The 24,887-nt window shown below is 63.4% G+C and carries 23 protein-coding genes and 1 tRNA gene; 13 read left to right on the top strand and 11 right to left on the bottom strand.

Going from position 1 to position 24,887, the window contains the following annotated elements; all coding sequences use genetic code 11:
- The 4 genes from LMTR3_RS14910 to LMTR3_RS14895 all read left to right on the top strand — a co-directional run.
- Window positions 1-320 (top strand): acyl-CoA dehydrogenase family protein (locus LMTR3_RS14910; protein WP_283809283.1); only part of this gene is annotated, 320 nt, incomplete at its 5' end.
- 112 nt (window positions 321-432) lie between these two features.
- The gene (locus LMTR3_RS14905; protein ID WP_065745835.1) at window positions 433-2,037 is read left to right on the top strand and encodes a carboxyl transferase domain-containing protein; all 1,605 of its coding nucleotides are present in this window, start codon (window positions 433-435) and stop codon (window positions 2,035-2,037) included.
- 2 nt (window positions 2,038-2,039) lie between these two features.
- Window positions 2,040-4,049 (top strand): acetyl/propionyl/methylcrotonyl-CoA carboxylase subunit alpha, encoded by a 2,010-nt coding sequence (locus tag LMTR3_RS14900; RefSeq protein WP_065745834.1) that lies wholly within the window; start codon window positions 2,040-2,042, stop codon window positions 4,047-4,049.
- Window positions 4,046-4,951, top strand: coding sequence for a hydroxymethylglutaryl-CoA lyase (locus LMTR3_RS14895; RefSeq protein WP_065745833.1), 906 nt, complete (start codon window positions 4,046-4,048; stop codon window positions 4,949-4,951). Before LMTR3_RS14900 ends, LMTR3_RS14895 begins: the two co-directional genes overlap by 4 nt.
- Window positions 4,952-5,097: 146 nt before the next feature.
- On the opposite strand, the gene LMTR3_RS14890 is transcribed toward LMTR3_RS14895, so the two are convergent.
- The 4 genes from LMTR3_RS14890 to LMTR3_RS14875 form a co-directional block, all read right to left on the bottom strand.
- On the bottom strand, window positions 5,098-6,024 hold the full coding sequence (locus LMTR3_RS14890; protein ID WP_065745832.1) for a dihydrodipicolinate synthase family protein: 927 nt from the start codon (window positions 6,022-6,024) through the stop codon (window positions 5,098-5,100).
- Window positions 6,025-6,100: 76 nt separating this feature from the next.
- Complete coding sequence (locus LMTR3_RS14885; protein ID WP_065745831.1) at window positions 6,101-7,084, bottom strand: TRAP transporter substrate-binding protein; 984 nt, start codon at window positions 7,082-7,084, stop codon at window positions 6,101-6,103.
- Between the two features lie 26 nt (window positions 7,085-7,110).
- The gene (locus tag LMTR3_RS14880; RefSeq protein ID WP_065745830.1) at window positions 7,111-8,376 is read right to left on the bottom strand and encodes a TRAP transporter large permease; all 1,266 of its coding nucleotides are present in this window, start codon (window positions 8,374-8,376) and stop codon (window positions 7,111-7,113) included.
- A complete protein-coding gene (locus LMTR3_RS14875; RefSeq protein ID WP_502686634.1) occupies window positions 8,376-8,999 on the bottom strand; it encodes a TRAP transporter small permease in 624 nt (207 codons plus the stop codon). The genes LMTR3_RS14880 and LMTR3_RS14875 overlap by 1 nt, the downstream gene beginning before the upstream one ends.
- Window positions 9,000-9,171: 172 nt before the next feature.
- Between LMTR3_RS14875 and LMTR3_RS14870 the strand changes: the two genes are divergently transcribed.
- Entirely contained in the window at window positions 9,172-9,852 is a 681-nt protein-coding gene (locus LMTR3_RS14870; RefSeq protein WP_057844223.1) for a GntR family transcriptional regulator, read from the top strand.
- Between the two features lie 19 nt (window positions 9,853-9,871).
- Here the strand turns inward: LMTR3_RS14870 and dctP are convergent, their stop codons facing one another.
- Window positions 9,872-10,894: a TRAP transporter substrate-binding protein DctP gene (gene dctP, locus LMTR3_RS14865; RefSeq protein WP_065745829.1), complete on the bottom strand. Its 1,023-nt coding sequence runs from the start codon at window positions 10,892-10,894 to the stop codon at window positions 9,872-9,874.
- Between the two features lie 203 nt (window positions 10,895-11,097).
- Between dctP and LMTR3_RS14860 the strand changes: the two genes are divergently transcribed.
- Window positions 11,098-11,325 carry a pentapeptide MXKDX repeat protein gene (locus LMTR3_RS14860; RefSeq protein ID WP_057844241.1) on the top strand — a complete coding sequence of 76 codons (228 nt, stop codon included), beginning with the start codon at window positions 11,098-11,100 and terminating at the stop codon, window positions 11,323-11,325.
- Between the two features lie 89 nt (window positions 11,326-11,414).
- Here the strand turns inward: LMTR3_RS14860 and LMTR3_RS14855 are convergent, their stop codons facing one another.
- Both LMTR3_RS14855 and LMTR3_RS14850 read right to left on the bottom strand, forming a co-directional pair.
- Window positions 11,415-11,768 (bottom strand): DUF6481 family protein, encoded by a 354-nt coding sequence (locus LMTR3_RS14855; RefSeq protein WP_065745828.1) that lies wholly within the window; start codon window positions 11,766-11,768, stop codon window positions 11,415-11,417.
- A 237-nt stretch (window positions 11,769-12,005) separates the two neighbouring features.
- Window positions 12,006-12,332 carry a hypothetical protein gene (locus LMTR3_RS14850; protein WP_065745827.1) on the bottom strand — a complete coding sequence of 109 codons (327 nt, stop codon included), beginning with the start codon at window positions 12,330-12,332 and terminating at the stop codon, window positions 12,006-12,008.
- 194 nt (window positions 12,333-12,526) lie between these two features.
- Here LMTR3_RS14850 and LMTR3_RS37605 point away from each other — a divergent pair, with 194 nt between their 5' ends.
- The 3 genes from LMTR3_RS37605 to LMTR3_RS36420 all read left to right on the top strand — a co-directional run bounded on the left by LMTR3_RS37605 (window position 12,527) and on the right by LMTR3_RS36420 (window position 14,690).
- The gene (locus LMTR3_RS37605; RefSeq protein ID WP_141686629.1) at window positions 12,527-12,775 is read left to right on the top strand and encodes a hypothetical protein; all 249 of its coding nucleotides are present in this window, start codon (window positions 12,527-12,529) and stop codon (window positions 12,773-12,775) included.
- Window positions 12,776-12,819: 44 nt separating this feature from the next.
- Complete coding sequence (locus LMTR3_RS14840) at window positions 12,820-13,122, top strand: hypothetical protein (RefSeq protein WP_065745825.1); 303 nt, start codon at window positions 12,820-12,822, stop codon at window positions 13,120-13,122.
- Between the two features lie 1,244 nt (window positions 13,123-14,366).
- Window positions 14,367-14,690 (top strand): H-NS histone family protein, encoded by a 324-nt coding sequence (locus tag LMTR3_RS36420; RefSeq protein WP_082637532.1) that lies wholly within the window; start codon window positions 14,367-14,369, stop codon window positions 14,688-14,690.
- A gap of 160 nt (window positions 14,691-14,850) precedes the next feature.
- Here LMTR3_RS36420 and LMTR3_RS14835 read toward each other — a convergent pair whose 3' ends face one another.
- Window positions 14,851-15,135: a hypothetical protein gene (locus LMTR3_RS14835; protein WP_065745824.1), complete on the bottom strand. Its 285-nt coding sequence runs from the start codon at window positions 15,133-15,135 to the stop codon at window positions 14,851-14,853.
- Between the two features lie 321 nt (window positions 15,136-15,456).
- Here LMTR3_RS14835 and LMTR3_RS37600 point away from each other — a divergent pair, with 321 nt between their 5' ends.
- Entirely contained in the window at window positions 15,457-15,789 is a 333-nt protein-coding gene (locus LMTR3_RS37600) for a hypothetical protein (protein WP_141686628.1), read from the top strand.
- A 172-nt stretch (window positions 15,790-15,961) separates the two neighbouring features.
- Window positions 15,962-16,237, top strand: a complete 276-nt coding sequence (locus LMTR3_RS14825) for a hypothetical protein (RefSeq protein WP_065745822.1) — start codon at window positions 15,962-15,964, stop codon at window positions 16,235-16,237.
- Between the two features lie 66 nt (window positions 16,238-16,303).
- On the opposite strand, the gene LMTR3_RS14820 is transcribed toward LMTR3_RS14825, so the two are convergent.
- From LMTR3_RS14820 to LMTR3_RS14810, 3 genes are all read right to left on the bottom strand, one after another.
- Window positions 16,304-16,576, bottom strand: a complete 273-nt coding sequence (locus tag LMTR3_RS14820) for a DUF3551 domain-containing protein (RefSeq protein ID WP_065745821.1) — start codon at window positions 16,574-16,576, stop codon at window positions 16,304-16,306.
- Window positions 16,577-16,678: 102 nt separating this feature from the next.
- Window positions 16,679-16,936: a hypothetical protein gene (locus LMTR3_RS14815; protein WP_028346177.1), complete on the bottom strand. Its 258-nt coding sequence runs from the start codon at window positions 16,934-16,936 to the stop codon at window positions 16,679-16,681.
- A gap of 115 nt (window positions 16,937-17,051) precedes the next feature.
- Window positions 17,052-17,128: transfer RNA gene (locus LMTR3_RS14810), tRNA-Arg, on the bottom strand.
- Between the two features lie 308 nt (window positions 17,129-17,436).
- On the opposite strand from LMTR3_RS14810, the gene LMTR3_RS14805 reads away from it, so the two are divergent.
- Window positions 17,437-22,650, top strand: a complete 5,214-nt coding sequence (locus LMTR3_RS14805) for an alpha-2-macroglobulin family protein (RefSeq protein WP_065745845.1) — start codon at window positions 17,437-17,439, stop codon at window positions 22,648-22,650.
- An 11-nt stretch (window positions 22,651-22,661) separates the two neighbouring features.
- Window positions 22,662-24,818, top strand: coding sequence for a penicillin-binding protein 1C (pbpC, locus tag LMTR3_RS14800; protein ID WP_084029635.1), 2,157 nt, complete (start codon window positions 22,662-22,664; stop codon window positions 24,816-24,818).
- Window positions 24,819-24,887: the final 69 nt, after the last annotated feature.

The raw sequence follows: 24,887 nt of genomic DNA, 5'->3' as shown, positions 1-24,887 counted from the left end.
CGTTTCAACTCGTGCAGGGCAAGATCGCCGACATGTACACCACGATGAATGCCTCGCGCGCCTATGTCTATGCGGTGGCAAAGGCTTGCGACCGCGGCGAGACCACGCGCGAGGACGCCGCCGGCGCCATCCTCTACGCCGCCCAGAAGGCGACGCAATGCGCGCTCGACGCCATCCAGCTCCTCGGCGGCAACGGCTATATCAACGACTACCCGACCGGACGGCTGTTGCGCGACGCAAAACTCTACGAGATCGGCGCCGGCACCAGCGAAATCCGCCGCATGCTGATCGGCCGGGAGCTGTTCGAGAAGACGGCTTGAACTTCACATCGAGGCAAAGATGATACAGGCTGTCATATCCTCCTCGAACGTTACGCTCCGGCCGTCCTGAAGCCATTCCAACGGCTCCCTCGCATCCAAAGAAACGCCGATCATGCCGCTTCATTCCACCATCGATCCTACGTCCTCCGAGTTTGCCCGCAATGCCGACGTGATGCGGGGGCTCGTGGCCGAACTGCGCGAGAAGCTCAAGGTGGTCGCCGGCGGCGGCGGCGAGGTGTCGCGCAAGCGGCATACATCGCGGGGCAAGATGCTGGCGCGCGAGCGCGTCGACCTGCTGGTTGATCCCGGCACGGCGTTTCTCGAACTATCGCCGCTGGCAGCCCACGGGCTCTATGGCGGTGACGTCCATTCTGCGAGCGTCATTACCGGGGTTGGGCGTATTTCGGGCCGCGAATGCGTGATCGTCGCCAACGACGCCACCATCAAGGGCGGCACCTATTATCCGATGACGGTGAAGAAGCATCTGCGCGCGCAGGATATCGCGCGCCAGAACAATCTGCCCTGCGTCTACATGGTCGATTCCGGCGGCGCCTTCCTGCCGATGCAGGACGAGATCTTTCCGGACGAGCGGCACTTTGGCCGCATCTTCTATAACCAGGCGCAGATGTCCTCGCAGGGCATTCCGCAGATCGCCATCGTGATGGGCTCCTGCACCGCGGGCGGCGCCTATGTGCCGGCGATGTCGGACGAGAGCATCATCGTGCGCAACCAGGGCACCATCTTCCTCGGCGGCCCGCCGCTGGTGAAGGCCGCGACCGGCGAGGTGGTTTCCGCCGAAGAGCTCGGCGGCGCCGACGTGCATTCCCGCCACTCCGGCGTCACCGATCACTATGCGCAGAACGATGCACATGCGATCGGAATCGCCCGGCGCATCGTCGCCACGCTGAAGCCGCCGACGCGCGCGGTGCTGAACATGCGCGAGCCGCGCGAGCCGCTGTTTCCCGCCGAGGAAATCTATGGCGTCGTCTCCGCCGACGGCAGAAAACCCTTCGACGTCCACGACATCATCGCGCGGATCGTCGACGGCTCGGAGTTCGACGAGTTCAAGAAGCTCTACGGCTCCACGCTGATTTGCGGCTTCGCCCATATCTGGGGCTACCCGGCCGGCATCATCGCCAACAACGGCATCCTGTTCAGCGAGAGTTCGCTGAAGGGCGCGCACTTCATCGAGCTGTGCTGCCAGCGCAATATTCCGCTGGTGTTTTTGCAGAACATCACCGGCTTCATGGTCGGCAAGAAATACGAGGCCGGCGGCATCGCGCGCGATGGCGCCAAGCTGGTGACGGCGGTCGCGACCGCCGGCGTGCCGAAATTCACTGTCGTGATCGGTGGCTCCTATGGTGCCGGAAATTACGGCATGTCTGGCCGCGCCTACTCTCCACGCTTCCTCTGGATGTGGCCGAACGCGCGTATTTCGGTGATGGGCGGCGAGCAGGCCTCCATGGTGCTGAGCCAGGTCCGCCGCGACAATATCGAGGCGAAAGGCGAAAGCTGGTCGGCCGAGGAAGAGGACAAGTTCCGCGCGCCGATCCGTGCCCAGTATGAAAGCCAGGGCAATCCCTATTACGCCACCGCGCGGCTGTGGGATGATGGCGTGATCGATCCCGCCGACACCCGCCTGGTGCTGGGGCTTGGGCTGTCCGCCGCGGCCAACGCGCCGATCGAACCCACGAAGTTTGGCTTGTTCAGGATGTGATGATGGACCGCTCGAAGCTTTACCGGCGTTTTCGCACCCTCCTGATCGCCAACCGCGGCGAGATTGCCTGCCGTGTGATCCGCTCCGCGCGGGCCATGGGCCTGCGTACCGTCGCCGTCTACTCCGAGGCCGACCGCGACGCCATGCACGTCGCTATGGCCGACGAGGCCGTGCTGCTCGGGCCGGCGCGTGCGCGCGACAGCTATCTCAATATCGAGCGCGTGATCGAAGCGGCGCGCCAGACCGGTGCCGAGGCTATCCATCCCGGCTACGGCTTTCTGTCTGAAAATGCCGAATTCGCGCAGGCGTGTCTTAATGCCGGGCTGGTCTTCGTGGGCCCCACGGCCGAGATGATGACCGCGATGGGCTCGAAGTCCGGCTCGAAAGCACTGATGGAAAAGGCCGGCGTGCCATTGGTGCCAGGGTATCACGGCGAGGCCCAGGACGAGGCGACGCTGACAAAGGCCGCCGAGAAGATCGGCTTCCCCGTGCTGGTCAAGGCTTCCGCCGGCGGCGGCGGGCGGGGCATGCGCGTGGTCAATTCGGCCGCAGAGCTTGCGGCTGCGATCGTCAGCGCCAAACGCGAAGCGAAGGCGGCATTCGGCGACGACCGCATGCTGATCGAGAAATTCGTGCAAAACCCAAGGCATATCGAGGTGCAGATCATCGGCGACAGCCACGGCAATCTGCTCTCGCTCTGGGAGCGCGAATGCACGCTGCAGCGGCGGCACCAGAAGGTGATCGAGGAGGCGCCGTCGCCGACGCTCGATGCCACGCAGCGCGAGACGGTCTGCGCCGCTGCGCGCAAGGCGGCCGCGGCCGTGAACTATGTCGGCGCCGGCACCATCGAGTTCGTCTCCGACGGCAAGGAGGTGTTCTTCATCGAAATGAATACCCGCCTGCAGGTCGAGCATCCCGTGACCGAGCTCATCACTGGCGTCGATCTCGTCGAATGGCAGTTGCGGGTGGCGTTCGGTGAAAAGCTGCCGTTGGCGCAGAACGAGATCAAGCTGAACGGACACGCCATCGAGGCGCGGGTTTATGCCGAAAATCCGCAGAAGAATTTTATGCCATCGGTCGGCCGGATCAGGACCTGGCGGACGCCTGAGGCGGTCGACGGCCTGCGGATCGATGCGGGCTACCGCAGCGGCGATGCGGTGTCGCCATACTACGATGCCATGCTTGCCAAGGTCATTTCTTGGGCGCCGACCCGTCAGGCAGCGATCGAGCGGCTGAACCGCGGGCTGGAAGAGACCGACGTCCGCGGCATCGTCACCAACATTCCGTTCCTGTCCGCGCTGGTGACGCACCCGCAGGTGCGCGCCAATACCATCGACACTAGCTTCATCGAGCGTGAACTGAAGAAGCTGACGGAATTCTCGGGAACGGCAGGGGATCTCGAGCTTTGTGCTGCGGTAGCGGCAATCGTTGTCGATGAGCAGAACGCTGCGCGGAAGCAAGTGCATTCGCCCTGGCAGACGTTTGGCTGGATGCCGGTCGGCCAGCGGAAGCGGGTGTTCTCGTTCCGTCAAGGGCAGGGCATCGAACACAAGGTGACGCTGCACTATGGCAATGGTCCGTCGAAACTGACCATCGGCAAGCACGAGCTCGTTTTCGCGACCTCGCCCGCGGAAGAAGGCAGCTTCGATCTGACGATCGAGGGCATAAAATCGCGCGTCACGGCCGTGATCGAAGGCCACGAGCTTTACCTCCGCACCCGGAACGGCCGCTTCGATCTGCATTGGGTCGATCCGTTCGGCGGCGAGACGGAGGAACTGGTCGGCGAGGACAAGATCGTGGCGCCGTTGCCCGGAACCGTAGTGGCGCTGCTGGCCGAGGAAGGTGCGACGCTGGAGAAGGGCGCGGCGATCCTGACGCTGGAAGTCATGAAGATGGAGCAGACCCTGCGCGCGCCCTTTGCGGGCGTGTTGAAGAAAATCAGGTGCAAGGTCGGCGATATCGTCGGCGAAGGCGTTGAACTTGCCGAAATCGAACCGGCGGTGGCGTCATGAGCGATGGCGTTCACATTGTCGAGGTCGGCCCGCGCGACGGGCTGCAGAACGAGAAGACACCGATCAGCGTCGCCGACCGGATCGCGTTCATTGAGGCATTGATCGGCGCGGGCCTCCACACCGTCGAGGTCGGCGCCTTCGTCTCTCCGAAGGCGATCCCGCAGATGGTCGGATCGGCCGAGGTGTTGCGCGGCGTCAGCCATCACACGAATTGCGAACTGCCGGTATTGGTGCCGAACGAGAAGGGCTACGAGGCTTCTCAGGCTGCCGGCGCCAAACTGATCGCAGTATTCGCTGCGGCGTCGGAAAGCTTTTCCCGCGCCAACATCAATTGTTCGATCGCGGAATCGATCGAACGCTTCAAGCCGGTGCTCGCCCGCGCCAGGGCCGATGGTGTCAGGGTGCGCGGCTATATCTCCACCGTGCTCGGCTGTCCCTATGAGGGCGAAATCAAGCCGCAGGCGGTGGTCGATGTCGCAAAGGTATTGTGGGATCTCGGCTGTTACGAAATTTCGCTCGGCGACACGATCGGCGTCGGCACGCCGCTGAAAGCGCGGCAGCTATTGCGCGCGGTCGCCGGCCTTGTGCCGATGGCCAATCTGGCGATGCATTTCCACGACACCTACGGCCAGGCGCTCGCCAATCTCTATGCCGGGATGGAGGAAGGCTGCCGCGTGATCGATTCCGCCGCCGGCGGCCTCGGCGGCTGCCCCTACGCCCCCGGCGCGACGGGGAACGTCGCAACCGAGGACGTGGTCTACATGCTCGAAGGCATGGGGATTGCGACGGGCGTCGACATGGCAAAGCTGGTCGCGGCAACCAATGTCGTCAGTGGGCTGATCGGCCGCCCACCGGTCAGCCGCGTGGCGGCGGCGCTGAACGCGAAGAAGACCGAGAAATAGTCCTGCGTCATAGCTGCTCAAACTCCTCATCCTGAGGAGCCCGCGAGAAGCGGGCGTCTCGAAGGATGTAGGCCACAGGCGGGGCCTCATGGTTCGAGACGCGCTTCGCGCTCCTGACCATGAGGGACGCAGCAAGGATAGGCCGCTTACGCGGCCTTCAGCCCGACATTCGGCAGCATCGGCCGGTTCTTGAGCGCTTTCGCCATCATCGCTTCGACCTCTGCCTTCTCGTGCGGCAGCAGCGCCAGCCGCGGCGGGCGGGTCTGCGCGGTGCCGCGGCCCATGATGTGCTCGCCGAGCTTGATGCACTGGACGAGGTCCGGGCGGGCGTCGAGGTGCAATAGCGGCATGAACCATTCGTACAGCGGCATCGCCTCGGCATAACGCCCCGCCTTGGCGAGGCGGAACAAGGTCTCGCCCTCGCGCGGGAAGGCGTTCGACATGCCGGAGACCCAGCCGACCGCGCCCATGGCGACGCTCTCGACGATGACGTCGTCGAGGCCGGCAAACAGGACGAAACGGTCACCAACCATGTTGCGAGTGTCGATGAAGCGCCGTGTGTCGCCGGAGGAGTCCTTGAAGCAGACGACGGTCTCGACGTCGGCAAGCGAAGCCAGAATGTCCGGCGTGACGTCGTTCTTGTAGATCGGCGGGTTGTTGTAGAGCATCACCGGCAGGTCGGTCGCCGTGGCGACCGCGCGGAAATGTGCGGCCGTCTCATGCGGCTTGGACGAATAGACCAGCGCAGGCATCACCATCACGCCATCGATGCCGACACGTGCGGCTTCCTTGGCGGTTTCGACCGCAAACGCCGTGGTGAATTCCGCAATACCGCACAGGACGGGGACACGGCCGGCTGCAACGGATTTCGCGGTTTCCATGATCGCGACCTTCTCCTTGCGCTCCAGCGACGTGTTCTCGCCGACGGACCCGCAGACGATCAATCCGGAAACGCCGTCGCGGATCAGGCCGTCCATGACCTTCGCGGTCGCATCGATATTGAGCGACAGATCGTCATTGAATTGCGTGGTGACGGCCGGGAAGACGCCTTCCCAGGAAATGCGTGGGCTCATTTGTTTAGCTCCATTGGAATTGTTCCGGCAGATTGATGAATCCGCCGGGCTTTGGCTTGAAAACAATGGGATGGGATCAGAGCGTCGCGCCCACTTTGCGCAACTCGGCAAGGACCGGGGCCTTGGGCAGCCAGACCTTGTCGAATTCGGCAATGACCGCTTCGGTATCGCCGGCCGGGACCTGACGGATCGGGATCGGCGCGTTCTTGAAGTTCTCTATCAGCTTGGGCTCATTGCCCGCCAATTCATCGATCTGCGCATCGAGCGTCGATTTGACGGTCTTGGTGATCAGCTCCCGATCGGCCGCCGGCAGCGATTGCCAGACGCGGCCGGAGACGATCGCTGCCATCGGCATGAAGACGGCATTCATCTGCAGGATGACTTTTGACACTTTGTCGAAGCGCTGGTTCCAGGAGAACTCCAGGTCCGCCTCGAGGCCGTCGACCTGGCCGTTCGTCATGGCGTCGAACACCTGGGGCGTCGGGATCGGCGTCGGCGCTGCGCCCAGCGACGAATAGAAATCGCGATAGACCGGCGTCGGGTTGATGCGCAGCTTCATGCCCTTGATATCGGCCAAGGTCGTCAGGTCCTTCGACGAGAAGATGGCGCGCATGCCGGTGATGCCCCAGCCGAGGCCGATCGTGCCGGTTTCCTGGGGCAGCACCTCGAACAGCTTGATCGCGGCCGGATGGCGGACGAACTTGGCGACCGACGGCGTCGAGCGCACGATGTAGGGCGCGTTGATCGCTGCGATATGCGGCACGCGCGAGCCGAGTTCGGCAGCCTGGATGAAGCCCATGTCGAGCGCGCCGGACTGCAATTGCTGCATCATCGCCGGTTCGTTGCCGAGCTGGCCGGAGTGAAACACCGTCATGGTCAGGCGGCCGTTGGTAGCAGCCTTGAGGTCGTCGCCGAGCTTTAAGGCCGCCTTGTTCCAGGAATGACCGTTGGGCGTGATCAGGCCGAGGCGGAATTCCTTGGCTTGCGCCAACGCCAACGACGGCGCGAACAGCGGCACGGCCGCGCTGGCGGCAAGGAAGCGGCGACGTGAAAGCGACATGAGAATGCTCCTTAAGGGGTTTGGACCTACTTGATGAGGACGAGGGAGAGGGAGGGATAGAGCGAGAGCAGCACCAGCAGGATGCAGGAGATGCCGAACAGCGGCAGCGTCACCATGAACATCTTGCCGGGCTTGGCGCCGGTGACGGCGGCGGCCACGAAGAAGCAAAGACCGACCGGGGGCGACAGCAATCCAAGCACCAGGTTGATCACCACGACGACGCCGAACTGGCGCGGATCGATGTGATAGATCTCGGTCGCGACCGGCAGCAGGATCGGCACCGTCATGATCAGGCCGGGAATGCCGTCGATCACCGTTCCGATCACCAGCAGGATCACGTTGCAAAGCAGCATGAAGCTGACAGGATCCTTGGCGACCGACTGGATCCATGCGGCGGTCTCCTGCGGCACCTTGCCGAACACCAGCACCCAGGAGAACACGGCGGCCGCGGCGACCAGAAACAGCACGATCGCCGAATAGACGCCTGCGCGCAGCATCATCTGCGGGAGCTGCGAAAACCTGAACTCCTTGGTCCAGAATTTTCCGACGAGAGCGGCGGCTACCGCGCCGACGGCCGCGGACTCCGTCGCGTTGGCGAGCCCGCCGAGAATGCTGCCGACGATCACGATCGGAATCAGCAGCGTCGGCGATGTGCGCAGGATCGTCGCAAGCCGCTGCCGCGGCGTCTGATAATCAGCCTTGGGATAGTTGTAGACGTATCCCATCAGTGCGATGGCGATGCAGAACATCGCCGTCAGAATCACGCCCGGCACGATGCCCGCAATCAGCATGTCGCTGACCGATACCTGCGCCAGCACGCTGTAGACGACGAACATCACCGAGGGTGGAATGATCGGTCCGAGCATGCCGCCATAGGCGGTCAACCCGGCCGCGAAGGTCTTGTCGTAGCCCTTCTTTTCCATCTCCGGCACCATGATCTGCGCCATGATCGCGACCTGTGCGGTCGCAGATCCCAGGATGGAGGAGATGAACATGTTGGCGAGAATGTTGACGTAGGCGAGCCCGCCCTTCAGCGAGCCGACAAAGGCCATCGCCATGTCGACGATGCGCCGGGTAATGCCGCCGCCGTTCATGATCTCGCCGATCAGAATGAAGAGCGGGATCGCGATCAGGCCATAGCTGTCAACACCGCCGAAAAGCTGCAGCGGATAGGACTGAAACAGAACCGGATTGCCTGACGCGATGATGAAGACGAACCCGGCCAGGCAAAGACAAAGACCGATCGGTACCCCGACCAGCATGATCGCGATGAAGGCGGCTGACGTGATCACTAGTTGACCCCGTCGAGTTCGGAGAGTTGAAAGCCCTTTGGCGGCGTCCGTGGCACCAGTTCGAGATCTTCGAGCAGGTTTGCCAGGCCATGAATCGTCATGGAGACCGCGAAGATCGGCAGCGTCAGATAGAGCACCCAAGTCGGCCAGTTCAGCGTTTGGGTGCGCTCGGTGTAGAGGAAGTTGAATGTCTCGGCGGCGAGCTTGCGCGCGTCGAAGCCGGCGCGGGCAAGCCCGATTGGATCCATCCAGAGGAAGCAGGTGATGACGAGCGCCACGCCGAACACGACGACCATGCCCGTCGCGATGATCTTCGCGAGCTTCTGATGCCGCGCCGTGAGGCGCTCGGTCATCATGGTGACGGCGAAGTCGAGCCTGAGCCGCGTCATGGCGGAGGCGCCGATAAAGGTCAGCCAGACCACGCAATAGACCGCCGATTCATCGATCCAGTAGATCGGGAAGTGCGAATAGCGGGTGACGACGTTCACCAGGATCAGAGCCGTCAGCAAATACATCAGCCCCATCAGCGCGATGCGCTCGAAGGCGAGCAGAAGACTCGAAGCCCTGACGACGATCCCCCGGGCGCTGAACGCTGGCATGTCCGCAATTGCCTGCTCGATCATAAAGAGCCCCGCTGCCCGCCAAGATTTCTCGTGCCATTCGAAATTGTATAATTTATACAATCTTGTCAAATGGAGATTATGGACGCCCCGGCTTTTGCTGCGGCGGACTATTTCAACGTGCGAAACGGGGCCGCCTCGATCGGAAAGGCCGGCGATGACGACGGAAGATCAAATGAAAGTCCCTCTGAAGCACCGGACGCTGTCGGCTGCGATCGTCGATCAGCTCAGGCAATCCATTCTCGACGGGACTTATCCGGCCGGCTCACAACTGCGGCAGGATGCGTTGGGCGAGGCATACGGCGTCAGCCGCATTCCAGTGCGCGAAGCGCTGTTTCAGCTCGAGGCGGAGGGGCTGGTGCGCATCGTCCCGCAAAAAGGCGCGATCGTCTCGGAGCTATCGCTGGACGAAATCAACGACGTGTTCGATCTTCGCGGAATCATGGAGCCGCGGCTTCTGGCGCAGTCGGCGCCGCACTTTGCGGAACAAGACTTTGCCGCGCTGGACGACATCCAGAAGCGCTTCGAGAAAGCGATCAAGGCGCGCAACGTCAGCGAATGGGGGCAGCTCAACGCTGACTTCCATATGGCACTATACGTTCACGCCCGACAGCCGCGTACCAAGGCGATCGTCGTGGCGCTCTTGCAGACCAGCGACCGCTACACGCGTCTGCAACTCTCCAATACCAAGGCGATGGGCACGGCCGAAAAGGAGCACGCTCACCTGATCGAGCTGTGCCGGGCGAAAGAGATCGACCAGGCCTGCCGGTTTCTGGAGCAGCATATCGAGGCTGTCAGAACCGACCTGTTGCAGGTGGTGGGCGGCGGCTCGATCGTGGCGCGCGCGGGGCGTTGATCCGGAAGCGGACCATGCATCATGCGGGGACGTCGCTGGCGAGCTTCAGCAGATTGGCCGACATTGCCGTCTTGGCGCTGTAGTCCTTCCAGGCGGTATCGCGCGCGATGTCGCGCCACTTGCTGACGGTCGCGACATCGAGCGTGCTGACCTTGGCGCCGGCCTTCTCATAGACCTTGGCGACCTCGATATCGTCGTCCTGCGCGCCCTTGCGGCCGAACGCTTCCAGTTCGCTGCCGACCGTCAGGATGATGTCCTGCTGCTTCTTGGGTAGCTTGTCGAAGATTGCCTTCGACATCATCAATGGCTCCAGCATGAACCAATAGGAGGCGCCGGCGCCCGAGGTCAGTGATTTGGCGACATCCGCGAGGCGGAACGAGATCAGGCTGGTGGAGGAGGTGATACCGGCATCGCATGCGCCGCTCTGCATCGCGGTGTAGATTTCGTTCGATGGCATCGACAGGACCGAGGCACCCGCGGTCTTCAGCACCACATCCATTTCACGCGAGCCGCCGCGCACTTTCAGCCCCTTGGCGTCGTCAGGCTCGACGATCGGTCGGGAGCGGCTGGCGACGCCGCCGGCCTGCCAGACCCATGTGAGGAGGATAATGCCCTTGTCGGCGAGGAAGTCGGTCAGCGCCTTGCCGACCGGCGCGTTCTTCCAGCGCAGGCCCTGGTCGTAGGTTGCGACCAGGCCAGGCATCAGGCCGATATTGGTCTCCGGCAGCTCGTCGCCGGCATACGGCATCGGGTAGAGGCTGATATCGAGCGCGCCCTTGCGCATTGCCGAGAATTGCGCGTTGGTCTTGATCAGCGAGGCGTTCGGATAGACGTCGGCTGCGATCTCGCCGCCGCTGCGTTTGGCGACTTCGGCGGCGAAGATGCGGCACAGCCGATCGCGGAAGTCGCCCTTGTCAATGGTGCCGCCCGGGAACTGATGCGAGATCTTCAGCGTGGTGGCCGCATCGGCCGTGCCGGTGCCGAAACGAAGCACGGCAGGCGCGGCGAGCGCAGATGCGATGACATGGCGGCGCGTGAGCATGGTTTGTCCCCTGCAAAGGGTTCTTGGATCGGCAATCCGGACCGGCTTAAGCGCATATTAGCTGAATGTGCCCGCTTCAACTAACCGTGAGAATTGCAGAACTTTGGGGCGTAGCCGGTAACAAAACCGGTCGCGCCATCGTCGTTGGGGAAGCGGCAGACGTCGCTTTCGAGAAGCCAACCCAAACCAAGGACGACCATCCCATGACCACCACCACGACCCGTATCGGCCTCGGCCTTTCTGCCGCTCTTGTTTCGCTCGGCCTCGCGTTCGCGCCGGCCGCCTTCGCTCAGGACAAAATGGGCAAGGGCGACGGCATGAAGAAGGAGTCCATGTCCAAGGACGGCATGAAGAAAGAGGACGGCATGATGAAGAAGGAAGGCATGAAGCACGACGGCATGAAAAAAGAAGACGGCATGAAGAAGAACTGAGCCGCATCGTGATTCCGGGTCTGGTGCTAACGCACCATCCCGGAATGACCGTTAAGCGGACGCGCCAGCATCGACCGCGGATCGCAGGCCTACTTCTTCTTGCCCTTGGTCTTGCGTGCGGCGTAACGCGCGTCGCGCTTGGCCTTTTGCTCAGCCTCCAGCGCCGCCTGTCTGGCGGCTTCTTCTTCCTTTTCGCGCGCTAATCTGGCGGCTTCCGCCGCGGCGGCCTCGGCCTCGCGACGTTTCTGTTCGGCTTTTTCGGCTTCCTTGGCCTCTCTCGCCTTGGCGCGGGCGGCGGCGATGGCCTCGCGCTCGGCTTGGCGGCGCTTCACCTCGGGATCATCGGGTCCCGGCTGGGCGCGAAACTTGTTCAAAATGTTCTGCCGCGCCTGCATCGCGGCCTTCTGGCGATCCGCGAAATTAGGTTCCTTGAATCCACTCATAAAAGAGGCCTTGTCGCTTTCACTCTTGGGGTTGGGCGCGCCGCGCGCGCGGATTGGCGACTAGGTAAGTGAAGCCGGGGCAAAATGCCAGCGTCGAAAGGGGTCGGGTAGAGCAGGGGAGGCTTGCGTGAGCAGCAAATGGCCCAGACTGACCCTAATGAACGGGATTACGTCAGCTTGGCTGCTCTACGAGATGGCAACGGCTGACCGAAGTCCAGGGCGAGCGCTGGCGATCCTTCAATATGGCCTTCTCGCCTGTGCGCTGATCGGGCTGGTCGGCTCGCTGGCGATGCTTGCTTCGGAGAAGTGATCGCTCTTCCAGATATTATCGCGACGGCCCCCCGGTCCAAGGACGCGCGCAACCGTCATAGCGGTCATCGCTACGCGGTCCGCGATCCGCTGCGCCTCCAGCCTGTCGCGGGCCTTCTCCCTGATTATGATCTCGATCAGTTCGAGCCGTTTGGTCTCGTCGACCGCTTCCGCCAGCAATTGCTTGTAGCGATGGTAGTCGTAGCTCGCTTCCTGCTTGGCGGAATCCTGTTTTCCTGTTTCCTGCTCGTCCATCGCACGCCCCGCACACGCGCTCGCCCGAGGGCAATGTCGATCAAGCGTTGCGCGTGCGCAACGGATTTGCGCGAGTTATACCCATTTCCGGGTCCATCGGGCTCGCGCACAAACCCGTGTAGTGTGAAGTCGTTCACAAGCACTGCGGCGGGATGATCCTATGCTCCGCGCTTTCGAAGCAGGAGCGACCCGCCATGCCGCACAATTGGTGGACCCTCAAGAACCTGGTTCTCGCCGCCGCCATCGTCTCGCTGGCCTGCGCCGTCGGTTTCTTTGCGCCCGGCCTGTCCAGGCCGGAGCCGGTCTTGAGCGCAGCGCTTGGTCCGGACTGGCAGTGCAGCCGGCTTGCATACGTTTTTACGACCTGCAGCCGGGTCAAGCATAGCCGGTCCATGCCCGTCCGCCTCGCCAAAATCCCGGTGTGCGGACGGTTGCGGACGTAATAGGATCAGGCTGGAAACGGAGCAGGCCAGAACCGGAGTTCTTCATGCAAAAGCCGTCTCGTCTTGTGCTGGCCGCGTCGGCGGCGGCTCTCGTACTCCTGCCGGCCGCAGCGCTCGCGCAGGGCGCGCCGGCTGGCGGCACTGCCGAAACGGCAACGTCGGCCCCCGCCGCACCGGAAGCCGCCGCGGCCGAAAAGGAGAAGGCAGCGCCGAAGAAAAAGAAATCGGCCAAGATGACCCGGCAGCAGGAGATCGACCGTTCGATCGACCGCGGCACGGTGCCCGCTCGTTACCGGAACTCGGTGCCGAAAGAATATCATCAGTATATTCCATTCGATAAGCGGTAGAGGCAGGCGAATAGCTGCGCTTGTCGTAGCTCGCCGCAGATCTCGCCTCTGGAGCGAGACGGAATACAGTGATCGCCAACCCAAATACCGTTTCGTTATTCGCGCTACCGCGTCTTGCTGATCAGTTTGTCACACAGAACCGTGCGGCGCACGCTCACCGTACTCGTACGGATTGGCTGTGCACGTAACGCCGATCTATAACGCCGTCGCTTGCAGCGGGGGGCAGGGCGCTCGTTCATCACGACGCGCGCTACCACTGGAGGCCACGAGGCCCGGACTCCTAGGCACTCCGGGCCTCGTCTACTCCTGATCGCGAACATTCGCGCCGCCGCTCACCTCGCTTCATCGGCAGTATCACATCGCAAAACTAAAAGCGCCGCTCGCTCGTTGGCATGCGCGCAGTGGTTTCACTGACCGTCTGGACCGCCTAACCCAGCAGCCGGTAGATGATGCTGGTCGATGCACCGGCCAGGCAGAACGCCAGCGCCATGCACACCAGCGCCTCGTCGCGATCGAATTCGGGTGGTAGCGGACTCAAGGGGTCCTCGCTCGGCCGTTTTTTCACAAGACAGTGGAAAACGTGTCGAAGGCGCTACGTTTCCTCACGTCAGGTTGTTCATCTCCGTTTGCGTCGTTTCGGTTCCGCGGCAAGCCCAGTGCTGATGCGCGCGATGCATTCCGACAAAAATCGTTATGCTTCAACGACTTTTTAAAGTTCCCTTAAATCATAAATGAGTTCCTGTTCAGGCCGCACCGCCGCGCGGCCCGAATAGCCGGGTGCCGCTCCTATCACCTACCCCAGGGAGACGGGCGCTCGGCTATTATGGGCAGCCAAATAGCGTCGGACGAAAGCCACAGATGGTCGCCGCCGCCGGCGCTTCCTTAATGATTGCGGACGGGGTGCTGACGATGCCCTCGATGCCGGCTCCGATCGTCCGCAAAGCGATCGGTCGGAAGCTGTGATTAGGGAACCGCCAACGAGAGGCGGTTAGCCTCAAATGATCGCGGGCTCTGCGTCTGAATCAATCAACAGTTGCAACCCGCGGAGAAAAATTTTGCGCAGCTTATCGGTGCATCTTTTAGCGGATTCCGTTATGGTTGTGTCGTGCCACGATGCGAGGGGATGGAACTTTTCTGCCCGAAGATGGAACTTTTCTGCCCGAAGGAGGTTCTGGTATCGGCCTTATTCTACTCATCTTTTGCAACCAACGATGACAACCATCGAATCATGATTGGGGACGGTCGTGAACCAGAAAGACTTCAAATCAATGTCCACGGATGAGCTGTGGGCACTCCACGAAGAAGTAGTCGCCAGGCTTGCAACGTCTCTGCTTGCAGAGAAACGCCTCCTTGAAGATCGCCTGAAACAACTCAAGGGCGTCGTCGAAGCTGAGCGCACGAAATCATCGACAGGGCGGCGTCCATATCCAACGGTCGTTCCGAAATTCCGGAATCCCGATCGGCCGTCCGAGACGTGGGCAGGCCGGGGGAAGACGCCTCGCTGGCTCGCTGCAAAACTGAAATCCGGCAAGCGGATCGATGATTTCCGAATTAGGAAGGTAGCCTAGGCAGGACCACGGCCGTCCGGCCGCGGCGTGCCTTGCACTTCGCCTGCGAACGCGAGTTCTCGTGCGAATTGGAAATGCCGGGCTTGAGGCGTCTTCATGCTCTCCGGCACCATCTGCGTGGCGCCGACTTGGGTCCAGATGCCGGCGTCACGATCTTCCTTCAGCTTCGCTTTCTTTCGGCTTGCCTTGGCGGGATCTGGGGCCCCGCATCGAGCGTCGTTTCAATACTCGTCTCAAAGGCCCTGACAATTCCCATGCGCGCGAACAGCATGGGTCCACGATCTTCGGCGGCATCAATAAGCATCTGGACGGCAAGCCGCCATTCCTGACGGTCGCGTTCAGGCTGAGGAAGGGCCCTGATATAGTCGGCGGCGTCTCGCAGGGTTTGCGCTGGCGGCCCCTTCGGGAGCGGCACAGGCTGAGCGAACGGACGATCCCAGGACATGTTCGAACTCCCGTCACAAACTCCAAACGACCCGAGCGCAAACGATACGGGAAGGAGGCTCGCCGGTCATTAGCTTGCGTGCCAGTGGAACCGAAGCAGGGATTCGACGCCGAGCCCCGCTGTTAGTTCCATTCCCCGAGGCTGTTTTGTCTCTAAGAGTCTTTTGTCTTCAAGGCTGTTTTGCCCGCGGCGGTCCCGCCTGGTCGGGTCTCTCGGCTTTGCAGGATACGCCTCGATAGCGGCTTCGAGCGAGTTGGCGCGTGCGCCGCTCGCGTCTGCGCAGCGGCTGCGGGATGGCGCCTGGTCGCAGATCGATCAGTTTTGAAACGCAACACCGACGAAATCGCCTTGCCGCCAGATCACGCGGCATTCCCGAATGTTGTGAAAATTATCGAAGGTCAATTCGAAATTCAGGGGCAGCAGGTTGAGGTCGTGGAGTTCAATTCCAGCCCCGCAATTCGTGACATCCTGAACGCGGCAGGTGAAGACACCGCGCTGGGCGTCAAAGAACAGCAACGCGCTTTTCGAAATCGTCGTCCTTGCGACAGATCGGCGTTCGAATTCCATCTGAGCTACCAACGGTTCACGCAGCTCTGGCAAGCAGAGGTTACCGGATTGTCCCCGGGCGGCAATCAGGTTCGGTCTTTTTCGTAAACAATCAATTTTAATGATCGCAGAAAGTCGCGTTCACCGGGCGGAGCGGCGCCGTCACGACAGTAATAGTTGCGGCTTAAGCACAGCTCCAACCGTTCCGTAGGCGGAACTCACAATCGGGCTTGCTGCGTCGCTGAAAGCCATGGCCCTCTGACATAGAGAGGGGAATCACATGGCCTTACGTTGGATGTGTGTGCTGGCGCTGTGTCTGGGGACATCAAGCGCCGCATTTGCGAGTGACCAGTCCGGTGTCTTGCGTCGAATTTCGTGTCCGGTCGTGCGCTACTACGTGGCGAAATACAGTGCGCCCGCCGCGGAGCACTGGGCACGAAGCAAGGGCGCGAGCGATGCCGAGATCGATGCGGCGCGGCGCTGCCTGCAGTCCGACACAACGCGAACGGCCAAGGCACCACGAAGGCCGCTGGCGCTCGGCAGCTACGGCTGGTGAGTAGCGGGGCGGGAGCGGCGAGGTGCGAGCCACGCCGAGCGCCGTCCCGTCGGGGCGAACGGATTCTCAATAGGACTGGTACCGCTTCTGGCGCTTGCCGCGCCCGGCATAGTACGGGTTAACGACGCATTGCGCGGGGCGGCCCGATGCCGACGCCTGACACTGCGCCATCGTTCGATAGTGGCACTCGAAATAGTAGTCCACGAAGCCCTGGTAGACCTGCAGGCAAACGGGGTAGCTCGGATCGTAGGTCTGGGCTCGGGCGGGCGCGGACAGGGCGATCGTCGCGGCCAAAATCGTCAGAGCTATTGCCGTGGCGGGTGTGTGCGGTAGTTTCATCCCAATATCCTCTCAGCCTTCCGCACAGAATTGTCGCGGTCCGTTCCCTACGGCAGAACACCAGCGCTCCGAGCTTATTCCAGCAGGTAGCACACTCGCCATTCAGACTTCCCAGTCCTGAAATCCGTACTCGCGATAGATGACGGCGCGATCGGCATGGGGGTTCAGCCGGCACTTGGCCTGGGCGAGATGCAGGTTGATGGTCCCGGGCTGACAATTGGCCGCCAGGAGTTTGCGGATGTCGTCCATCTGCTGGCGCGACTGCTGGGTCGGCTCGAGCTGCTCAAGTGCGACCAGCGCCGTCGCCAGCGCTTCCGTGACAACCCACTCGTCGTGGCCGGTGATTCCCTTTTTTGGCATGACGTCCGCATCCTTTGTCAGGGCAACGGAAGCAATCGCTGGCCGGCATCATAAGCCGAGAATCTAAACCGAGACGAGAATGAAGTCGAAATTGCGGAAAAGCGCGAAATGGTAGTGGCGATCCCAGCAGGATTCGAACCTGCAACCCACGGAGTAGAAATCCGTTACTCTATCCAGTTGAGCTATGGGACCGTCGGGGCGGTCTAGCCGCCTTGAGCCTTTCTAGCACTGCCAATATGAAAAATCCGCCTTCCCGCCAAGACGGTCGAACCGATTTCCTCAAGGGTGCGACAAAGGCAGACCGCGGGCTATCTTATATGGTCCGCCCCTGACACACATGCCTGCCTACCGGCCTTCCGCCGCCGGGCGGGTGGGACCGTTTGGACTGCCTAAGCCATGCATGCGACCCTTTAGCCTTTGCCACCGTCATCAGTCCGTCACCTTTTCGCGCATTTTTCGACGTTTCGCGGCTGATGTCCGCGGCCCCAGGGAGCTCCATCATGATCGGTTTGGTTCGCGCCACAGTGATTTGCGCCACGCTGGCGCTTGGCCTGACGGCGGCGGGGGCCGCGGACAAGGCATTCAAGCGGGATGAGCTGGCCGATTCGGCCGTGAAACTGGAGGCCCAGATCAAGAGCGAGGCGGGGCCGGTGGCGAAATCCTCTGCGACGCTGCGCAACGACGCCGACGCCGCCTTCAAGCGTTCTGACTTCCGGGTGGGCCTGCAGATCCTCGGCCAGATCGCAGCCACCACGCCGGAAGATAGCGCCAACTGGTTGCGGCTTGCCAAGACCATCTTCCAGATCCGCGCCGTCAGCTCCAGCGAACAGACCTTCCTCTACGAGCGCGCCTCGACCGCGGCCTACATCGCCTATCAGCGCGCCGGCAACCAGGCCGAGGAGGCTGATGCGCTGGCCGTGCTCGGCAGGGCGATGTCCGAGCGCAAGCTGTGGCGCCCGGCACTGGATGCGTTGCGGCTATCGCTCGACATGCGCGAGGTCGCCGAGGTCCGCGGCCAGTACGAGAAGATGCGGGATCAGCATGGCTTCCGGCTGCTCGACTATACCGTGGATTCCGACGGCGCCTCGCCGCGCGCCTGTTTCCAGTTCTCCGAAGACCTCGCCAAGCGGGTCGATTTTGCGCCATTCGTGGCGCTGGCCGGCACCGACAAGCCGGCGCTGACATCAGAGGGCAAGCAGCTCTGCGTCGACGGGCTGAAGCATGGCGAGCGTTACAATATCAACCTGCGCGCCGGCCTGCCGTCCACGGTGAAGGAGAGCCTGCCGAAATCGGCCGAGTTCAACGTCTACGTCCGCGACCGCAAGCCGTTCGTGCGCTTCACCGGCCGCGCCTATGTGCTGCCGCGCACCGGCCAGCGCGGCATTCCGCTGGTCAGCGTCAATACGCCTTCGGTGAACGTCAACGTGTTCCGGATCGGCGACCGTAACCTGATCAACACGGTGGTCGACAGCGATTTCCAGAAGACACTTTCCAGCTACCAGCTCTCCGATCTCGGCAACGAGCGCGGCGTCAAGGTCTGGTCCGGCGAGCTCGCCACCGCCTCGACGCTGAACCAGGACGTGGTGACGGCTTTTCCGGTCGACCAGGCGCTTGGAGACCTGCAGCCGGGCGTCTATGTGATGACGGCCGCCGCCAAGGGCCCGGGCAGCAGCAGCGACGATGACGGCACACTGGCGACGCAATGGTTCATCGTCTCCGACATGGGCTTGACGGCGTTTTCCGGCAATGACGGCATCCATGTCTTCGTCAATTCGCTGGCTTCGACGGAAGCCGTATCGAAGGCCGAAGTGCGGCTGGTCGCGCGCAACAACGAGATCCTGGCCACGCGCAAGACCGACGATGCCGGCCACGTGCTGTTCGAGGCGGGGCTTGCGCGCGGCGAGGGCGGGCTGTCGCCGGCGTTGCTGACGGTGATGAGCGAGAAGGCGGACTACGCCTTCCTCAGCCTGAAGACCAATGCCTTCGACCTCACCGACCGCGGCGTGTCGGGACGGATCGTGCCGCCTGGCGCCGACGCCTTCGTCTATGCCGAGCGCGGCGTCTACCGGTCGAACGAGACGGTCTACCTGACCGCGCTGCTGCGCGACGGGCAGGGCAACGCCATGGCCGGCGGGCCGCTGACGCTGGTGATCGAGCGGCCGGACGGCGTCGAATTTCGCCGCGCCCAGCTCCCCGACCAGGGCGCGGGCGGCCGCTCCCTGGCCGTGCCGCTCAATTCGGCGGTCCCGACCGGGACCTGGCGCGTGCGCGCCTTTACCGACCCCAAGGGGTCGTCCGTCGGCGAGACCACCTTCATGGTCGAGGACTACATCCCCGAACGGATCGAATTCGACGTCTCGGCCAAGGAGAAGGTGATCAAGGCTGAGACCCCGGTTGAACTGAAGGTCGCTGGCAAGTTCCTTTATGGTGCGCCGGCGTCGGGCCTGCAGCTCGAAGGCGACATGCTGGTCGCGCCGGCGGCCTCCGGGCGGCCCGGCTATCCCGGCTATCAGTTCGGCGTGGAGGACGAGGAAACCGCTTCCAACGAGCGCACCCCGATCGAGAACCTGCCGGAGGCCGACGCCAACGGTGTGGCGACCTTCCCGGTGTCGCTGGCGAAGGCGCCGACCTCGACCCAGCCGCAGGAGGCGCAGATCTTCATCCGCATGGTGGAGACCGGCGGCCGCGCGGTCGAGCGCAAGCTGGTGCTCCCCGTGGCGCCGACCGCGGCTCTGATCGGCATCAAGCCGCTGTTCGGCGACAAGAGCGTCGCTGAAGGCGACAAGGCCGAGTTCGACGTGGTGTTCGTCAGCCCGGACGGCAAGCAACTATCGCGCGATGGTCTGCGCTACGAACTCCTGAAGATGGAGTCGCGCTATCAGTGGTATCGGCAGCATTCGTCCTGGGAATATGAGCCGGTCAAATCCACCAAGCGCGTTGCCGACGGCGACCTGACGCTGACATCAGACAAGGCGGCGCGGGTGTCGGTCGCGCCGGAGCCCGGCCGCTATCGCCTCGACGTCAAATCGAACGAGACGGATGGCCCGATCACCTCGGTGCAATTCGACGTCGGCTGGTATTCCGACAGTAGCGCCGATACGCCTGATTTGTTGGAGACCTCGATCGACAAGCCGGAATACGCCTCCGGCGACACCATGGTGGTGTCGGTCAGTGCCCGCACCGCCGGCAAGCTCACGGTCAACGTGCTCGGTGACCGCCTGCTGACGACCCAGACCGTCGACGTCAAGGAAGGCACCCAGCAGGTCAAATTGACCGTCGGCAAGGACTGGGGCACCGGCGCCTACGTGCTGGCGACGCTGCGGCGACCGCTGGACGCGGCGGCGTTGCGGATGCCCGGACGGGCAATCGGGCTAAAATGGTTTGGGATCGACAAGAAGGCGCGTACGCTCCAAGTCACGCTGTCGCCGCCGCCGCTGGTTCGGCCCGGCACCAGCTTGAAGATTCCGGTCAAGCTCGGCGGGCTCAATCCCGGCGAGGACGCCAAGGTCGTCGTCGCCGCGGTCGATGTCGGCATTCTCAATCTGACCAACTACAAGCCGCCGGCACCCGATGACTATTATCTCGGCCAGCGCCGCCTGACGGCCGAAATCCGTGACCTCTACGGCCAGTTGATCGACGGCATGCAGGGCACGCGCGGCCAGATCAGGACCGGCGGCGATTCCGCCGGCGCCGAGATGCAGGGCTCGCCGCCCACGCAGAAGCCGCTCGCGCTCTATTCGGGCATCGTCACGGTTGGCGCCGACGGCACCGCCGAGATCAGTTTCGACATTCCGGAATTCGCCGGCACCGCGCGGGTGATGGCGGTGGCGTGGAACGCGACCAAGCTCGGCCGTGCCACCATCGATGTCACGGTGCGCGATCCCGTGGTGCTGACGGCGACGCTGCCGCGCTTCCTGCTCAATGGTGACAAGGGCACCATGAGTTTCGACCTCGACAATGTCGAAGGCGCGCCCGGCGACTACAGCATCAGCGTGAAGACGTCGGGACCCGTGAAGGTGACGGGTAATCCGACCACGACGGTCAAACTCGCGGCCAAGCAGCGGACCTCGATGTCGCTGGCGCTCGATGCCGGCGGCGCCGGCGCCGCCAATCTCGACGTCGACATCAAGGGCCCGAACGGCCTGACGCTGGCGCGGCATTATGCGCTCGACGTCAAGGCGGCGACGCAGGTGCTGGCGCGGCGCTCGATCCGGACATTGGCGAAAGGCGAGAGCCTGACGCTGACCCCGGACATGTTCTCCGACCTGGTGTCCGGCACCGGCAGCGTCTCGCTGTCGGTCAGCCTCTCGACCGCACTCGATGCGGCGACCATTTTGAAGGCGCTGGATCGTTATCCGCACGGCTGCTCAGAGCAGATCACCAGCCGCGCGATGCCGCTGCTCTATGTCAATGATCTCGCGGCCGGCGCGCATCTGGCGATGGATACCGCCGTCGACCAGCGCATCAAGGACGCCATCGAACGGCTGCTGGCGCGGCAGGGCTCGAACGGCTCGTTCGGCCTGTGGTCGGCCGGCGGCGAAGACGCCTGGCTCGATGCCTATGTGACGGACTTCCTGACGCGAGCCCGCGAAAAGGGCTTTGCTGTGCCGGACGTGCTGTTCAAGAACGCACTCGACCGCATCCGCAACTCGGTGGTCAATGCCAACGAGCCGGAAAAGGACGGCGGCCGCGATCTGGCCTACGGCCTCTACGTGCTCGCCCGCAATGGCGCAGCGCCGATAGGCGACCTTCGCTATCTCGCCGACACCAAGCTGAGCAATCTCGCGACCCCAATCGCGAAGTCGCAGCTTGCGGCGGCGCTGGCGCTGGTCGGCGACCGGACGCGCGCGGAGCGGGCCTATACGGCAGCGGTTGAAGCGCTGGCGCCAAAGCCCGTGTTCGAGTTCGGCCGCGTCGATTACGGCTCGGCGCTGCGCGACGCGGCGGCGCTGGTCTCGCTCGCCAGCGAAGGCAACGCGCCGCGGGCGACACTGACGCAGGCCGTTCAGCGGGTCGAAGCGGCGCGGGGGCTTACGCCCTACACCTCCACGCAGGAGAATGCTTGGATGGTGCTGGCCGCGCGGGCGCTGTCGAAGGAAACGCTGGCGCTCGATATCGATGGATCGCCGGTCAAGGCCGCCGTCTATCGCAGCTACAAGGCCGAGGCGGTGGCCGGCAAGCCGGTCAAGATCACCAACACCGGCGATGCGCCGGTGCAGGCGGTGGTCTCGGTCTCGGGCTCGCCGGTTACGCCGGAGCCCGCGGCTTCCAACGGCTTCAAGATCGAGCGCAGCTATTTCACGCTCGACGGCAAGCCCGCCGACGTCGCCAAGGCCAAGCAGAACGATCGCTTCGCGGTGGTGTTGAAGATCACCGAGGCCAAGCCGGAACGCGGACATATCATGGTGGCCGATTATCTGCCGGCCGGTCTCGAGATCGACAACCCGCGTCTGGTGTCGTCAGGTGATAGCGGCACGCTGGACTGGATCGAGGACGGCGAGGAGCCGGAACATACGGAGTTCCGAGACGACCGCTTCACCGCGGCGATCGAGCGCGCCAGCGACGACCAGTCGGTGTTTACGGTGGCCTACATCGTGCGCGCGGTCTCGCCCGGCAAATACGTGCTGCCGCAGGCCTATGTCGAGGACATGTACAACCCCTCGCGCTACGGCCGTACCGGTACCGGCTCGGTTGAAGTGCGTCCAGCGAAATGAGCGATGGTGGGATGAGCGACGTGGTGTCACCACAATCTCAATCGTCATGCCCGGGCAAGCCCGGCCATGACGGTGGTATTGGGCCTCGCCGCTTTTTTCGGATCGCCGTAACGCTGGCCTTTATCCTCGTCGTCATCACGACCGCCTTCGCGGGTTGGGTCTACTCACTGGGGCCACTGCCGCTGGAAGAGGCGCGCAAAGTCTCCACCACCATCGTCGATCGCAACGGCAAGCTATTGCGCGCCTATGCGATGGCCGATGGACGCTGGCGGCTGTCGGTGGAGGCAAAGACCGCGGTCGATCCCGGCTATCTGAAGGTGCTACTCGCGTATGAAGACCGCCGGTTCTGGTCGCATGGCGGCGTCGATCCGCTGGCGCTGGGACGCGCCGCGCTGCAACTCGCTACAAGCGGCCACATCGTCTCCGGCGGCTCGACGATTACGATGCAGCTCGCGCGGCTGATGGAGCCGCGGCGCGAGCGCTCGGTCTACGCAAAGCTGCGCCAGATGGTGCGCGCGGTCCAGCTCGAGCGGCAACTGAGCAAGGACGAAATCCTCGATCTCTATCTGGCGCTGGCGCCGTTCGGCGGCAATCTCGAAGGTATCCGCGCCGCATCCATTGCCTATTTCGGCAAGGAGCCGAAGCGGCTTTCACTCGCTGAAGCCGCATTGCTGGTCGCGCTGCCGCAATCGCCGGAACGCCGCCGGCTCGACCGTCATCCGGAAGCCGCCCACGTCGCGCGGGACCGCGTGCTGGCACGGATGGTCGAGGATGGCGTGGTGTCGCAACAGGACGCGGCGCAGGCCAAGGCGGTGGCGGTGCCGCGGCTGCGCAAGCCGATGCCGATCCTGGCGCCGCATTCCTCCGATGCCGCGATGGCGACGGTGAAAGATGCGCCGCTGATCAAGCTCACGCTGGATTCCGGCTTGCAGAAAACGCTGGAAGCCTTGGCGCGCGACCGTGCCGTGACGCAGGGGCCGAATATTTCAGTCGCCATCATCGCGGTCGACAACGAAACGGGCGACGTGCTGGCGCGCGTGGGCTCGGCGGATTATTTCGACGAGCGCCGCGCTGGCCAGGTCGATATGACCCGCGCCGTGCGCTCGCCCGGATCGACGCTAAAACCGTTCATCTACGGGCTCGCCTTCGAGGATGGCTTTGTGCACCCCGAGAGCCTGATCGACGACCGCCCGATCCGCTTCGGCTCCTATGCGCCGGAAAATTTCGACATGATGTTCCAGGGCACCGTGCCGGTGCGTAAGGCGTTGCAACTCTCGCTGAACGTGCCGGCGATCGCGCTGCTCGACCGCGTCGGCTCCAGCCGGCTGTCGTCGCGGCTGAAACAGGCAGGCGGCAACCTCGTGCTGCCGAAGGACGAGGCGCCGGGCCTTGCGATGGGCCTGGGCGGCGTCGGCGTCACCTTGCAGGACCTGGCGCAGCTCTATGCCGGGCTGGCGCGGTTGGGCACGGCGCGGCCGCTGCGCGAGATCATGCTCGCCCAAGAAAAAGATAACTCCGAGCGCGAGCCGTTGCGGCTGATGGACCAGGCCGCCGCCTGGCAGGTCGGCAACGTGCTGCTTGGCACGCCGCCGCCGGAAAACGGCGTGCATAACAAGATCGCGTTCAAGACCGGCACCAGCTACGGCTATCGCGACGCGTGGTCGGTCGGTTTCGATGGCCGCATCACGATCGGCGTGTGGGTTGGGCGTCCCGACGGCGCGCCGGTGCCGGGCCTGATCGGCCGCACCGCCGCCGCGCCGATCCTGTTCGACGCTTTTGCGCGCACCGGAAAAATCCCGGCGGCGCTGCCGAAGCCGCCAAAGGGAGCGCTGATCGCCAGCAACGCCAAACTGCCATTGCCGCTGCGGCGGTTCCGTCCCGTCGGCGAACTGATCCGGACCGGCAGCGATTCCACCCCGCGCATCCAGTTTCCCCTGAACGGTTCGCGCATCGACGTCGACCGTTCAAGCGACGGGCAGGCCGCCGCGATGCCGGTCAAGGTTGCCGGCGGCGTGTTGCCGCTGACCATCATGATGAACGGCGCCTCGGTCGGCGAGATCGACAGCCGTCGCCAGCGCCTGGTCGACCCGCCCGGACCGGGCTTTGCCCGGCTGACCGTGATCGACGCGACCGGCGCGGCCGATACCGTGGTGATCCGGGTACAGTAAGGAAAAACGCTCTGATGACCACGACTTAGGGGTTTTGCGGTGTTGTTTGCAGTGCGGTTTCATCGTATG

The organism is Bradyrhizobium sp. LMTR 3, assembly GCF_001693485.1.
Lineage (GTDB): Bacteria > Pseudomonadota > Alphaproteobacteria > Rhizobiales > Xanthobacteraceae > Bradyrhizobium.
This window is presented reverse-complemented; position numbering and strand designations above follow the sequence as displayed.

Coding starts and splice junctions, on each gene's coding strand:
- LMTR3_RS14840 (WP_065745825.1), top strand. CDS start 12,820: ATGCAAAAGCCGTCTCGTCTTGTGCTGGCCGCGTCGGCGGCGGCTCTC.
- LMTR3_RS14875 (WP_502686634.1), bottom strand. CDS start 8,999: ATGATCGAGCAGGCAATTGCGGACATGCCAGCGTTCAGCGCCCGGGGG.
- LMTR3_RS14855 (WP_065745828.1), bottom strand. CDS start 11,768: ATGAGTGGATTCAAGGAACCTAATTTCGCGGATCGCCAGAAGGCCGCG.
- LMTR3_RS14820 (WP_065745821.1), bottom strand. CDS start 16,576: ATGAAACTACCGCACACACCCGCCACGGCAATAGCTCTGACGATTTTG.
- LMTR3_RS14835 (WP_065745824.1), bottom strand. CDS start 15,135: ATGTCCTGGGATCGTCCGTTCGCTCAGCCTGTGCCGCTCCCGAAGGGG.
- LMTR3_RS37605 (WP_141686629.1), top strand. CDS start 12,527: ATGCCGCACAATTGGTGGACCCTCAAGAACCTGGTTCTCGCCGCCGCC.
- LMTR3_RS14885 (WP_065745831.1), bottom strand. CDS start 7,084: ATGTCGCTTTCACGTCGCCGCTTCCTTGCCGCCAGCGCGGCCGTGCCG.
- LMTR3_RS14905 (WP_065745835.1), top strand. CDS start 433: ATGCCGCTTCATTCCACCATCGATCCTACGTCCTCCGAGTTTGCCCGC.
- LMTR3_RS14900 (WP_065745834.1), top strand. CDS start 2,040: ATGGACCGCTCGAAGCTTTACCGGCGTTTTCGCACCCTCCTGATCGCC.
- LMTR3_RS14850 (WP_065745827.1), bottom strand. CDS start 12,332: ATGGACGAGCAGGAAACAGGAAAACAGGATTCCGCCAAGCAGGAAGCG.
- LMTR3_RS14815 (WP_028346177.1), bottom strand. CDS start 16,936: ATGCCAAAAAAGGGAATCACCGGCCACGACGAGTGGGTTGTCACGGAA.
- LMTR3_RS14825 (WP_065745822.1), top strand. CDS start 15,962: ATGGCCTTACGTTGGATGTGTGTGCTGGCGCTGTGTCTGGGGACATCA.
- LMTR3_RS14805 (WP_065745845.1), top strand. CDS start 17,437: ATGATCGGTTTGGTTCGCGCCACAGTGATTTGCGCCACGCTGGCGCTT.
- dctP (WP_065745829.1), bottom strand. CDS start 10,894: ATGCTCACGCGCCGCCATGTCATCGCATCTGCGCTCGCCGCGCCTGCC.
- LMTR3_RS14860 (WP_057844241.1), top strand. CDS start 11,098: ATGACCACCACCACGACCCGTATCGGCCTCGGCCTTTCTGCCGCTCTT.
- pbpC (WP_084029635.1), top strand. CDS start 22,662: ATGAGCGACGTGGTGTCACCACAATCTCAATCGTCATGCCCGGGCAAG.
- LMTR3_RS14895 (WP_065745833.1), top strand. CDS start 4,046: ATGAGCGATGGCGTTCACATTGTCGAGGTCGGCCCGCGCGACGGGCTG.
- LMTR3_RS14870 (WP_057844223.1), top strand. CDS start 9,172: ATGAAAGTCCCTCTGAAGCACCGGACGCTGTCGGCTGCGATCGTCGAT.
- LMTR3_RS14890 (WP_065745832.1), bottom strand. CDS start 6,024: ATGAGCCCACGCATTTCCTGGGAAGGCGTCTTCCCGGCCGTCACCACG.